Raw genomic sequence first — 12,644 nt, forward strand, 5'->3', positions numbered from 1 at the left:
GGACAGTGCAGTACGAAGCCGATGAGAACCCTGGAGTTAGCTGTCGAGGTCTCGGGGAGAGCGAGCGATGGAGACCGAGTCGGAGCCGTACGTCCGTCTTGCGACCCTGCGTCAGCTGCACCAGGTCGTGGCGGACCTCAATACCGCCCGCAGCCTTGCGGACACCCTGCAGGCCGTCGCCGACGGCATCGTCGCCGGGCTCAACTATGAGCTGGCCTGCGTCAATCTCGTACGCCCCGACGGCGATCTGGTCGTCGCCGCCTTCGCCGGCAGCCCCGCCGCCGAAGCGCTGATCACCGGCCGGGTCGGCTCCCGCGCCTCCTGGGACCGGCGGCTCTCCATGGGCGAGTCCTGGGGCGACCTGCGGTTCATCCCGCACACCGAGGGCTGGGTGCTGATCGAGGACGACGTCCCGCAGTGGCACACCGAGGGCCCCGCCCCCCGCTTCGAGGACGAGTGGCACCCCCACGACCGGCTCTACGCCCCCATGTACGCCTCGGGCTCCGGGCACGAGCTGCTCGGCGTGATCTCCGTCGACCGCCCGCGCAACGGACGCCACCCCGGGCCGTGGGGCCGCGAGGCGCTCCAGATGTACGCCTCCCAGTCCGGCATCGCGATCAGCAACGCGCGGCTGCGCTCCAACATGCAGCGCGCCCTGGTCCGCCTGGAGCGTGAGCAGCAGGCGCTGCGCGCCAGCGAGGAGTCCTTCCGGCAGGCCTTCGAGTACGCGCCGTCCGGCATGGCCATCGCCGAGATGGGCGGCGACCAGCACGGACGGCTGCTGCGCACCAACGACGCGCTGTGCCGCCTGCTCGGCCGCCCCGCGTCCGTCATGCGCCGCTACTCCTTCGCCGACCTCGTCCACCCCGAGGACATAGGAACGCTGCTGCGCACCTCCGCCGAGGGCGGCCGCGCCGAGCTGCGGCTCGGCCGCCGGGACGGCACGTACGTCTGGGTCTCCCTGCGCAACTCCGTCGTCGCCGACACCGCCGACGGCCCCCGCTTCCTCCTCACCCACGTCGAGGACATCGAGGAGCGCAAGCGGCACGAGCTCCAGCTCGCCCACCGGGCCTCGCACGACGCCCTCACCGGCCTGCCGAACAGCGCGGAGCTGCGCTCCCGGCTCTCCGCCCGGCTCTGCGAGCGGCCCTTCGCCGGTTCCGCCGCTCCCGCCGACGCGTACGAGCCGCCGTACGAGTACGACTACGACCACGGGCACGGGCACGGCTTCGGCTTCACGCCGGTCGGCGCCGCCGCCGGGGCGTACGACGGGCATGTGCACTCCGTGGCGCCCACCGGTGGTGAGGTCGACGACGGGACGAAGGGGCTCGCGGTCCTCTTCTGCGACCTCGACGGCTTCAAGTCGATCAACGACCGCTTCGGGCACCACACCGGTGACGCCGTCCTCATCGAGGTGGCCCGTCGGCTCACCACGGGGGTACGGGACGGGGACACGGTCGCGCGGCTCGGCGGCGACGAGTTCGTGGTCCTCGCCGACGGTCTTGGCTCGGCCGACGCCGCCGACCTCGCGGTGCGGCTGCGGAACGCGATCATCCCGCCGATCCGGGTGGACGGGCGGGCGGTCCGGGTCGGGGCCAGTTTCGGCATCGGCTGGGCCGAGTGCGGGATGACCGTCGAAGAGGTCCTGAACAGCGCTGACCAGCGGATGTACATCGAGAAGCGGTCCCGTTCGAAGATGCACCGCCGGGCCGGATAGGCCGCGCGGACGGGCCTCCGTTCACGGGACGTACACGGAGCGAGGAATTCCCCGCTGGGCCGTTCGGGGTAGGCTCGGCCGGTCGGCGACGGCCGGCGAGCAGGGAAAGGGAGTGACCCGGATGGCTGCGGGCAACGACGGCACGAAGGCGCCCGAGGACGACGATCCGTTCGGCTACCTGTACGAGGACGGCCAGGCGGCAGGCGCCCAGCCACCCCAGGGCGGCGGCTACGGCTACCCCGGCCCCGCGTCCCAGCCGGGCGTCCCCCGCACGTCGTACAACCAGGTCCGCACGGTCGGCGAGCGCCAGTACGGCGGCCGCCCCCCGCAGGCCCCGCTCCCGCAGCAGCAGGCGTACGGCCAGCCGCACCCGCAGTACGCGGCCCCCGAGACGTACCCCGGCGGCCCCCCGACCCGCCAGACCCCGCTGCCCCCCGCCGGGCGCGGCGGCGGCCCCAACACCAAGGGCCTGCTCTTCGGCGCCGTGGCGGTCGTCGCGGTCGTCGTGATCGGCATCGCGGCCGCCGTGATCACCAACAACGGCAACCAGTCCGAGAACGCGGGCAGCGCGGGCGGCAAGACCAACCCCCCCACCCAGGTCCAGGAGTCCCCCTCCCCCGACTCCACCCCCTCCTCGAAGCCCCCGACCGAACTCCCCCAGCAGGACGCGGCGACGCTGAAGCTGGGCGGGTCGGCGGTGCTGGCGAAGGACATCAAGGGCGCGGAGGGCGCGGACGGCGCCTATGTGACCGGGTTCAACGCGGTCGGCTCCTCGGTGACCTGGCAGGCCGACGTGCCCGAGGCCGGGAGCTACTACCTGTACGTGCGCTACGCGATCCCGGCGAAGGACGCGAACGCGACGCTGACCGTCAATGACACGGCGAACAGCAATCCGATAGGGCTGAAGAACTTCGTCGGCTCCTCGGACCCGAACCTGGAGAAGAACTGGCAGACCACCTGGGCGCCGGTCAAGCTCAAGCAGGGCCAGAACTCGATCAAGCTCTCCTGCGAGCAGGGCAACCAGTGCGACGCGCTCTTCGACTGGCTGAAGATCAGCAAGACGAAGCTGAACGGCTGACGAGCCGGTCGGCCGAGTGACGTGCGGGGCTCCTTCGGGGGCCCCTTCGTCGTTCCCGGGGCCCGCCTCACGCCGTAGGCCGGGCCTCCGAGACGCGGATGCGGGGGAGCATCGTCTCGTAGGCCGTTTCGTCGAATTCGCCGGCCACCGGGGAGAGGACGGTCGCGGCGGAGAGGGCTACGGCGTGGGCCAGGCGGGTGGGCCAGTCGGTGTTGTCGATGAGGCCGGCGAGGAGGGCGGCTACGGTCGAGTCGCCTGCGCCGGTCGGGTTGCCTCGGACGGGGGCGGGTGGGGCGGCCTGCCAGAGGGCTTCCGGGGTGGCGGCGAGGAGGCCCTCGGGGCCCAGTGAGGTGACGACCGTGTGGGCGCCTCGGCGGCGGGCGTCGCGGGTGGCGCGGTGGGGGTCGCGGGAGCCGGTGAGCAGGGCCAGCTCGTCGGCGTTGGGCTTGATCAGGTCGGGGCGGGCGGCGATCCCGCGCCGCAGCGGTTCGCCGCTGGTGTCGAGCAGGACCGGGACGCCGGCGCCCCGGGCGAGCCGGACGAGTTCGGCGTACGCGCCGACGTGGATGCCCGGCGGGAGGCTGCCGCAGAGCGCCACCGCCCGTGCCCCGTCGAGCAGCCGGGTGTAGCGGGCGGTGAAGGCGGCCCACTCGGCGGGGGCGATGACCGGGCCCGGTTCGTTGAGCTGCGTGGTGTCGCCCGTGGCGGCGTCGACGACCGCGACCGTGCGGCGGGTGGCGCCCTCGATGGGGACCAGCGCGTCGTGGACCGGCTGCTCCGCCGTCGTACGGGCGAGGAGCGCGCGCAGGGTCTCGCCGGTGGCCCCGCCCGCGAAGCCGGTGACGACGGTCTCGTGGCCGAGCGCGCCGAGCACCCGGGCGACGTTGAGGCCCTTGCCGCCGGGGCGTTCGATGACCTGGGTGACGCGGTGCGAGGCGTGCGGGACGAGGGCGGGGATCCGGTAGGTGAGGTCCACGGCCGTGTTGAGGGTGACTGTGAGGATCACCTGTGCCTCCCCCGTTGTCTCATGTCAGCGCTGTTGGCGCCCTGATCATGCCAAACGGATGGCGGTTGGCCCAGACCCCCGGACCAACCGCCGTGACGTGATCAGCCCAGCTGCGGCTCGACCACCCAGGCGCCCTTGCGCATCACGCCCTTGAGCTCGAAGTCCGCGTCGAGGACGACGAGGTCCGCGTCCTTGCCGGGCTCCAGGGAGCCGACCCGGTCGTAGATCCCGAGCAGCTTGGCCGGGTTGGCGGAGATGGCCTGGACGACCGACTCCACCGGCAGCTTGTCGATGGTGGCCGCCCGCTTGAACGCGCGGTCCAGCGTCAGCGTCGAGCCCGCGATGGAGCCGCCCTCGACGAGCCGCGCCACGCTGTCCTTCACCTCGACCTCCAGCGGGCCGAGCATGTAGCGCCCGTCGCCGAAGCCCGCGGCGTCCATCGCGTCGGTGATGAAGGCGACCCGCCGGGCCCCCGCGTGGTGGAAGGCGAGCTCCAGCGCGGCCGGGTGCAGATGGGTGCCGTCGTTGATCAGCTCGACGGTGATCCGCTCGTCCTCCAGGAGCGCGGCGATCGGGCCGGGCGCGCGGTGCCCGAGCCCGGGCATCGCGTTGAAGAGGTGGGTGGCGACGGTCGCGCCCGCGTCGATGGCGGCCTGCGTCTGCTCGTACGACGCGTCCGTGTGCCCGATCGCCGCGATCACGCCGTGCTCGGCGAGCAGCCGTACGGAGTCGATGCCGCCGGGCAGCTCGGTGGCGAGGGTGACCATCCGGGCCTGGCCGCGCCCCGCGTCGATCAGCTTGCGCACATCGGCCGGGTCGGGGTCGCGCAGCAGGGTCGGGTCGTGGGCGCCCTTGCGGCACGGGGAGATGAACGGGCCCTCGAAGTGCAGGCCGGCGATCTCGCCCTGCTCGGCCAGCTCGGAGAGCAGCCCGGCGCGCTGGGTGAGGAAGTCCATCTCGCCGGTGACGAAGGAGGCGACGACGGTGGTGGTGCCGTGCAGGCGGTGGGTGTGGACGCCGGTGAGCACCTCGTCGACGGTGCCGGAGGTGAAGGAGGCGCCGCCGCCTCCGTGGTTGTGCATGTCCACGAAGCCGGGCACGAGCCAGTGGCCGGTGAGGTCGAGCGCGGGTGCGTCCTCGGGGGCGGCGCCCGCGATACGGCCGTCCTCGACGATCACTCGTCCGTTCTCGACGATCCCGGTCGGCAGCACCACGCGGGCCCCGGTGAGAACTGTGGAAACGGCCATCAGGCGGATACCTCCGAGTCGGCGGGGTGCTGGTCGGCGAGCAGGTCCCAGGCGAGGAGGCCCGCGCCCAGGCATCCGGCGGTGTCCCCGAGGGCCGCCGGGACGATGGCGGGCAGCTTCTGGAAGGTGACGCGCTCCTCCACCGCGGCCCGTAGGGGTGTGAACAAGGTTTCCCCGGCCTCGGCCAGACCGCCACCGATGATGAGCGTGCGGGGGTCCAGCAGGGTGAGCGCGGTGACAAGGCCGTCGGCGAGCGCGTCGACGGCGTCCTGCCAGACGCGGGCGGCCTTTGGGTCGCCGGACTCGACGGCCTTGGCGCAGTCGGCGGCGTCGGCGTCGGGGTCACCCGAGGCGGTGGCCCAGGCGTGTGACACGGCGGAGGCGGAGGCGTACCGCTCCAGGCAGCCGCGCTGGCGGCAGCCGCACTCGATGCCGCCGGGGCGGACCACGATGTGGCCGATCTCGCCCGCGTAACCGTGCGCGCCGGCCTCGATCTCGCTGCCGATGCCGATGGCCCCGGCGATGCCGGTGCCGAGCGGCACGAAGAGGAAGCGGTCGGCGCCGTTGCCCGCGCCGATGCGTCCCTCGGCGAGGCCGCCGGTGCGTACGTCGTGGCCGAGGGCGACGGGGATGGCGCCCAGCCGCTCGCTGAGCAGGGCGCGCATGGGGACGTCGCGCCAGCCGAGGTTGGCGGCGTAGACCGCGATGCCGTTCTCGGCGTCGACGATGCCGGGGACGGCGACCCCGGCGGCCGCGGCGGGCTCGCCGTACCGCTCCTGGCCCAGGGCGCGCAGCTCCTCGGCGAAGCCGAGGATGGTCTCGACGACGGCCTCGGGCCCGCGCTCGCGGCCGGTGGCGCGACGGGCCTCGTGGAGCAGGGTGCCGTCGGCCCCGACCAGGGCGGCCTTCATACCGGTGCCGCCCACATCGAGGGCGATGACGTGTCTCACGGGGACAGTCTCGCGCGTGGGGACCCGAAAGGTCTAGTCCACTGTGGAGGATTGTTGCGCTCGGATACAAATTCGAGGGGGTGACGGGCCGTGATGCGTTGCAGAAGCGATATGCAAGTGGTGTAGACCTCCTGCGTCCAAGCGGGAAAACTTGCCGCTCTACGGGGCTCGACGACGAGCCGCGACGAGCAGAGGGCGGGTTACGGCTGTGCAGCGGCGACGATTCCTTGGACTGGCCGCGGCGGCCTCCGCACTCGGCCTGACCGGCGCCGTGTCCGGCTGCTCCACCCTGGGCGGTGAGACCGGCGACGTCACCCTCAAGCTGGTGGCCGCCGACTACGACCTCGGCGGCGGCGACTCCACCAAGAAGTACTGGGCCGGGCTGATCTCCGCCTTCGAGGCGAAGAACCCCGGGGTGCGGATCCAGCTCCAGGTCGAGTCCTGGGACGACGTCGACCGCAAGGTCGCCGAGATGGTCAAGGCCGGCCAGGCCCCCGACATCGCCCAGATCGGCGCCTACGCCGACTACGCCGCCGCCGGGCAGCTCTACTCCGCCGACGAGCTCCTCTCCATCCGCGTCCAGGCCAACTTCCTCGCCCCGCTCGTCACGGCCGGCGAGCAGAAGCGCACCCAGTACGGGCTGCCCTTCGTCGCCTCCACCCGGCTGCTCTTCTTCAACGAGGAGCTCTTCGCGAACGCGGGCGTCGACGCGCCGCCGACCACCTGGGACGAGCTCGCCGCCGCCGCGCGGAAGCTGGAGAAGAAGGGCGTGAAGTACCCCTTCGCGCTGCCGCTCGGGCCCGAGGAGGCCCAGGTCGAGACGATGATGTGGCTGCTCAGCGGTGGCGACGGCTACACCGACGCCACCGACCACTACAAGATCGACTCCGAGTCGAACGTCCGCACCCTCGAATGGCTGCGGACCAACCTCGTCGCCGAGGGCCTCACCGGCCCCGTCGCCCCCGGCAAGCTGAACCGCAAGGCGGCCTTCGCCGCCTTCGCCCGCGGCGAGGTCGGCATGCTCAACGGGCACCCGTCCCTGATGAAGCAGGCCGCGAAGCAGGGCGTGAAGTTCGGCAAGGTCGCGCTGCCCGGCGTGTCCGGCAAGGCCAGGGCCACCATGGGCGTCGCCGACTGGATCATGGGCTTCAAGCAGAGCGGGCACCGCAAGGAGATCGGCGCCTTCCTCGACTTCGTCTTCAACGACGAGAACGTGCTGAAGTTCGCGGGCGACAACGGCCTGCTGCCCGCCACCGTCACGGCCTCCGCCCGCATGGAGTCCGACCCGGCCCACGCCGACCTCCGCGAATTCCTCCAGGCACTCCCCGACGCGCAGCTGCCGCCGGTCGGCAAGACCTCCTGGGCGCAGGTCAGCGGCGCCATCAAGAAGGACATCGGGGGAGCCGTCGCCCCGGACGCGAAGCCCGCCGAGATCCTGGGCCGGATCGCCCGGGAGGCGACGGCGGCGGAGAACGCCGAGTAGGCCTAGGTTGGTGGGCATGACCAGCGAACGCGGCGAACGCGGCGAACTCGGCGAGCGGGAACAGGCCGTCCTGGCCATGGAACGGCGTTCCTGGCCGGGCCCCGGCGCCAAGGAGCGGGCCGTGCGCGAGCAGCTCGGCCTCTCCCCGACCCGCTACTACCAGCTGCTCAACGCCCTCCTCGACGACCCGAGGGCGCTGGAACACGACCCGGTCACCGTGAACCGGCTCCGCCGGGTGCGCGCCGAACGTGCCTCGCGCCGCTGACGGGAGGCCCGCGCGTCGGTAGGGTCGTGGACATGGTCAGCAGCCTTCCGCACCCGACCACGGCCGCCGGCCGCGACGGCCTCGCCGCGCTCCTCGCGCGCCCGGAGAAGGCCGTCGTCGCCCTCGACTTCGACGGGACGCTCGCCGAGATCGTCCCCGACCCCGAGCGGGCCCGCGCCCACCCCGGCGCCGTCCCCGCCCTGGCGGCCCTCGCCCCGAAGGTGGCCGCCGTCGCCGTGGTCACCGGCCGCCCCGCCGGAGTGGCCGTACGCTACGGCGGCTTCGCCGGCGTCCCCGGCCTGGAGCACCTGGTCGTCCTCGGCCACTACGGCGCCGAACGCTGGGACGCCGTCACCGGCACCGTCCACGCCGCCGCCCCGCACCCGGGCGTCGCCTCGGTCCGCGCCGAGCTCCCCGGCTTCCTCGACCGGATCGGCGCCTGGCCCGGCACCTGGATCGAGGAGAAGGGCCGCGCGGTCGCCGTCCACACCCGCCGCGCCGACGACCCGCAGGGCGCCTTCGAGGCCCTGAAGGGCCCCCTGGGCGACCTGGCCACCCACCACGGCCTGGTCCTCGAACCCGGCCGCCTGGTCCTGGAGCTCCGCCCCCCGGGCATGGACAAGGGCATCGCCCTCGCCGACTACGTCCGCGAACTGGGCGCCGAGTCCGTCCTGTACGCGGGCGACGACCTGGGCGACCTCCCGGCGTACGCGGCCGTGGAGAAACTCCGCTCCGACGGTATGCCGGGCCTCCTCGTCTGCTCCGCCTCCACCACCGAATCCGTCCCCGACCTCACCGACCGCGCGGACCTCACGGTCCGCGGGCCGGCGGGGGTGGTGGCGCTGCTGGAGGGGCTGGCGGGGGCGGTTCAGGGGGCGTAGAAGCCCTGCACGTCGGCGATGAGGTCGACGCTGCCCGCGTGGTTGTACAGGGTCACCTTGCCGTCCTTGACCGGGACGACCGCGAGCACGGACGCGGTCCGCCCGGCCGGCACGTTCAGATTCGACGTGCCGGGCCGGCTCGTGCCGTACGGGTAGGCGGTGACGACCGTGTCGCGGGTGCCGCCGGTCGCCGTCAGGTTCAGCACGACGGCGGTGACACCGGTGGCCGGCACCCCGTTCCGCCCGGCGACGTTCAGGGTGACCGTACGGCCGGGGCCCACCTTGGCCTTGGGGGCGCCGGTGCCGGTGCGGGTGTCGAGGGAGCGGGCGGGGGCGAGGGGCTCGAAGAGGGAGCCCGGGATGTCGTACGCGTAGTAGCCGACGACGTCGACGATCAGGTCCGTCGCACCGCGGGGGGTGTAGAAGTTCAGCTCGCTGTAGATCGGCACGACGACCGTGTTCGAGGCGGTCTGCCCGGGGGCCACGTTCACGTGCGAGCCGGTCCAGGTGTCGATGTACCGGTTGCCGTAGACGGAGACGAAGGTCGGCGACGTGGCGTTGGTGGCGGTCACCTGGAGGACGACGGTCGTGAAGCCCGTCGCGGGCACTCCGGCGCGCCCGGCGATGTCCAACGCCTCGGGGTGGGTGCCCAGGAGCTTGCCCTTCCTGATCCCGAGGCCCGTGCGGGTGTCCACGACCCGCGTGGGCTTCAGCGGCTGGAAGAGCAGGGCTTCCTGGGTCGTGTAGTAGCCGGCGACGTCGGCGATCAGGTCGACCGACCCCGCGCGGTTGTAGAAGGTGACCTTGCCGTCCTTGACGGGCACGACCACCAGGTTGGCCACGGCCCTGCCCACCGGCACGTTCAGGTTCGACGCGGCGGGGCGGGCGGTGCCCGCGGGGTAGGCGGAGACGTAGGTCGAGGCGGTGGCGTTCACGGCCGTCACGTTCAGGGCGACCGAGGTGACCCCGGTCAGGGGGACGTCGGCGCGGCCGGTCACCTGGAGGGTCACGGTCCCGCCGGCGCCCACCTTGCCCTTGCGCACGCCCACGCCGCCGCGCGTGTCCATGATCCGGGTGGATCTGTCGATGCTGCCGGAGGTCACCGGCCTGAAACCGCCGGTCGCCGAGGACTGGCCGCCGGAGAGGAGCACCTGTCCCGTCTGCCGGAGCGTGGGCCCCGAGCCGTCGGCGGGCTCCGCGGTGAGGGTCCAGGCGTACGACCCGTTGGGCAGCAGCTCTCCGGCCGTGTCCCGGCCGTTCCAGAAGAACCGCAGCGGTCCGCGGACGTCGGCGCCCCTCCCGAGTTCGCTGACCCGGCCGGTCACGGCGTGCCGGGCCGTGAGCGTCCAGGACGCGGCCGGCCTGCTGAACCGCATCCGGAACAGGGACACGCCCGAGGTGCTCGCCCGGATGGTGTCGGAAGCCGTCCGCTCCAGGACGTCGAGGGGCTGTGCGGCGATGCCTGTCGGGACGAGGTGGACCTGCTCCTCGACGTCGACGTACGCGAGCGCGCCGCCGAACCGGTCGACGGTCCACCGGACGTGACGCTGGGACACCCCGGTGTCCGGCAGGTCGCCGACGACCCGGCCGGCGGGCGCGGTCGCGGCGGCCCCGGTCAGGACCAGCGTGCCCGCGGCCTTGTCGTGGGTGACGACGTAGCCGTCGCCGAGCAGGGACTCGCCGGAGGGCACGGCCCGTGAGGTCTTCTCCGTACGGTCGTAGACTCCGGCGGGACCGTCCGCCCCGCAGCTCCAGTAGAGCCAGCGGCCGGTGGCCTGGAGCTCCTGGGGTACGCACGGCGCGCCGGTGTCCGCCGACTCGACGGCCTTGCCGGTCTTCAGGTCCTGCGCGGCGACGGCCCCCTTCGTGCCGGTCGCGCTCCACAGCCAGGTGTTCCACAGGGCGGAGGCGACGGGAGCGCGTTCGGCGACGACTCCGCCGCCGATCGGCCGGACCGTCTGCGTGCCGGGTGCGCCGGACGTGCCGGGCGCGGTGCTGACCAGGTAGTCGGTGGAGATGTCGTCGATCCGGCTGCCGACGGGCAGGTACACCTCCGTGAAGCTGTAACCGGGCCCGTTGACGTAGTACCGCCAGGACTGGTCGACTGTGCCCACCCGCCGCATGAACCGTCCGTCCCCGAGTGCGCGGTACTCGGCGCAGGCCGTGTCGCTCGCCGCGCACGAGGACATGACGATGCCGGTCAGCTTCGCGCGGGCGCCGAAGCCGAGCGGGGCGGTCGCGCCGATGTCGCGGACCCACTCGAACGAGGAGCCGCCGCTGTTGTCGACCACGGACAGGCGCCCCTGAGCCAGGGCGATGCTCTGGACGGGAGCGGGCTTGGGAAGCCGCTTGGCCACGGTCACGACCGGCTTCCCGGAGGCGTCCGCGGTGATGTGCCGGACGGCCCAGTCGACGGAGTCGCTGCCGCCGATGACGGCGGCCGTGCCGTCGGGGCCCGCCGAGGGGCCGCCGGCGACCCGGGGCAGCAGGGTGACGGCGGGGCCACCGGCGATCGGAACGGCCTCCAGGGCGTTCCGCACGGTCTTGTAGACCAGCCAGTCGCCGACGATGGCGAAGTTGCCGTTCGACGATGTGCTGCCGTCGTAGTTGTTCAGGGCGATCGAGGTGAACGGGGTCGACGGGGCGGTGCGCGAGGTGACGAGCACGGTCTTGTCGGCCGCGTCCCCGTTGTACAGGGCGATGTACTCGGGCGAGATCTTCCCGAGCCGGAAGCTCTTGGGCACGGGCGGTGTCAGCGCCTCGACGCGGCCGGTCTCCGCCGATACGACGCCGACGCGGCGCTCGTCGCCCTGGAGCTTGGTCGCCGCGAGCAGCCCCGTTCCGTCGCCGGCCAGCACTGTGCCGAGGGGCGTGCCGTCCTCGGGACCGCTCACCGTGAGGTCCCGCTGCGTGCCGTCGGCCTGGAGCGACAGCAGGTGCATGGGGCCGGTGGCGTACGTGCCGTCGGGCTGCTGGAGCCTCTCGTACGCCACCACGGTCGAGCCGAAGACCGAGTACGACTGGTACGTGGCGGGGAGCGTGATCCTTCGGGTGGTGCCGTCGGGGTCGCGCAGCTCGACTTCGCCCTCGCGGCGCAGGGCGAGGGTGTCGGTTCCCGTGCCGTAGACCGTGGTCCCGGCTTCGGTGGGCAGCGGCACGGGCGTGCTGCGGCCGTCGGAGAAACGGGTCCAGAGGACGCCCTCGTACCCGTCCTGGGTGTGGAAGACGCCCTCCGTGCCGATGGCGTCCGCACGGAGCCAGCGGGACTCCCCCTGGAGGTGGAGCCGTGCGTTCATGACGCGCTGCCCGGGCGTCGCGGGCACCACCGTCTCCGACGGCACCGGTTCCTCGGCCGCCGCCGTCCGTGCCAGCGGTGTCAGGCCGCCGCCCACCGTGAGTGCGATCGCCGTCGCGGCGGCGAACGCGCCCCGACTCAAGACATGACGAAACACCAGGAAGTCCCTCCCCGAACCTCTGCCCGCCGTGCCCCCACCGCGGGTGGACGGGAGCGTAGCAGCGGGGAGAGGCGTTTCGGCCCGAGGGGTGCCTGGTTTTTGAACGTGGTCGGTTCGGGGTGGCCGGTGGGTCGCTCAACTCGCTTTCGGCCAGAGCTGATTGCTTTCGGACGTCTTGGGTGCGAGGCGGTTCTTGTCGGGACGGGCCGGTGGGACCCTCGGACGGTACGGCGGTGACGGGGTGAGGCGGGGGTTGCCATGGCTGACGAGTGGCTCGATCTGGCTGACGCGGTGGGGCTGTTGAGGGAACAGCTGGCCGCGGCCCAGCGGGCCGGTGAGGGATCCGACGTGCGGTTCCGGGTCGGGGAGGTCACCGTGGAGCTCGCCGTGCAGCTGACCCGGACCACCGGGGGCGGCGGTTCGCTGCGCTTCGGGGTGCTCGGGGCCGATGCGAAGCGGGAGCACGCCGACGCCACCACGCACCGGTTGCAGATCACGCTCCACCCGCGCGGCACCGACGGCGGCGACCTGGAGATAGGCGACTTCGAGTAGCCGGGGACGA

Annotated in this window: 10 protein-coding genes; 6 read left to right on the top strand and 4 right to left on the bottom strand. The window is 73.0% G+C overall.

Translation table 11 applies throughout. The features are described 5' to 3' along the window. Window positions 1–67 precede the first annotated feature (67 nt). Together cdgB and ABTZ54_RS03430 are read left to right on the top strand one after the other, a co-directional pair. Entirely contained in the window at window positions 68–1,717 is a 1,650-nt protein-coding gene (gene cdgB / locus ABTZ54_RS03425) for a diguanylate cyclase CdgB (protein ID WP_351656728.1), read from the top strand. 121 nt (window positions 1,718–1,838) lie between these two features. After that, on the top strand, window positions 1,839–2,795 hold the full coding sequence (locus ABTZ54_RS03430; RefSeq protein WP_351656730.1) for a CBM35 domain-containing protein: 957 nt from the start codon (window positions 1,839–1,841) through the stop codon (window positions 2,793–2,795). Between the two features lie 67 nt (window positions 2,796–2,862). Here ABTZ54_RS03430 and ABTZ54_RS03435 read toward each other — a convergent pair whose 3' ends face one another. The 3 genes from ABTZ54_RS03435 to ABTZ54_RS03445 form a co-directional block, all read right to left on the bottom strand. Continuing rightward, a complete protein-coding gene (locus ABTZ54_RS03435; RefSeq protein WP_351656732.1) occupies window positions 2,863–3,801 on the bottom strand; it encodes a 1-phosphofructokinase family hexose kinase in 939 nt (312 codons plus the stop codon). Between the two features lie 101 nt (window positions 3,802–3,902). Further along, on the bottom strand, window positions 3,903–5,048 hold the full coding sequence (gene nagA, locus ABTZ54_RS03440) for an N-acetylglucosamine-6-phosphate deacetylase (protein ID WP_351656734.1): 1,146 nt from the start codon (window positions 5,046–5,048) through the stop codon (window positions 3,903–3,905). Beyond that, entirely contained in the window at window positions 5,048–5,998 is a 951-nt protein-coding gene (locus tag ABTZ54_RS03445; RefSeq protein WP_351656736.1) for an ROK family protein, read from the bottom strand. Before ABTZ54_RS03445 ends, nagA begins: the two co-directional genes overlap by 1 nt. Before the next feature lie 208 nt (window positions 5,999–6,206). Between ABTZ54_RS03445 and ABTZ54_RS03450 the strand changes: the two genes are divergently transcribed. Genes ABTZ54_RS03450 through otsB form a run of 3 tightly spaced genes read left to right on the top strand, consistent with a single transcriptional unit; the run spans window position 6,207 to window position 8,627 of the window. Then, window positions 6,207–7,481, top strand: a complete 1,275-nt coding sequence (locus ABTZ54_RS03450) for an extracellular solute-binding protein (RefSeq protein ID WP_351656738.1) — start codon at window positions 6,207–6,209, stop codon at window positions 7,479–7,481. Window positions 7,482–7,497: 16 nt separating this feature from the next. Next, window positions 7,498–7,746 (top strand): DUF3263 domain-containing protein, encoded by a 249-nt coding sequence (locus tag ABTZ54_RS03455; protein WP_351656740.1) that lies wholly within the window; start codon window positions 7,498–7,500, stop codon window positions 7,744–7,746. A 32-nt stretch (window positions 7,747–7,778) separates the two neighbouring features. Continuing rightward, entirely contained in the window at window positions 7,779–8,627 is an 849-nt protein-coding gene (otsB, locus tag ABTZ54_RS03460; RefSeq protein ID WP_351656742.1) for a trehalose-phosphatase, read from the top strand. On the opposite strand, the gene ABTZ54_RS03465 is transcribed toward otsB, so the two are convergent. Then, window positions 8,615–12,064 (bottom strand): hypothetical protein, encoded by a 3,450-nt coding sequence (locus ABTZ54_RS03465; protein ID WP_351656744.1) that lies wholly within the window; start codon window positions 12,062–12,064, stop codon window positions 8,615–8,617. The genes otsB and ABTZ54_RS03465 overlap by 13 nt on opposite strands. A gap of 276 nt (window positions 12,065–12,340) precedes the next feature. On the opposite strand from ABTZ54_RS03465, the gene ABTZ54_RS03470 reads away from it, so the two are divergent. Beyond that, window positions 12,341–12,634, top strand: a complete 294-nt coding sequence (locus tag ABTZ54_RS03470; RefSeq protein ID WP_351656746.1) for a trypco2 family protein — start codon at window positions 12,341–12,343, stop codon at window positions 12,632–12,634. Window positions 12,635–12,644 lie beyond the last annotated feature (10 nt).

Source organism: Streptomyces sp. NPDC094032, from assembly GCF_040303965.1.
Taxonomy (GTDB): domain Bacteria; phylum Actinomycetota; class Actinomycetes; order Streptomycetales; family Streptomycetaceae; genus Streptomyces.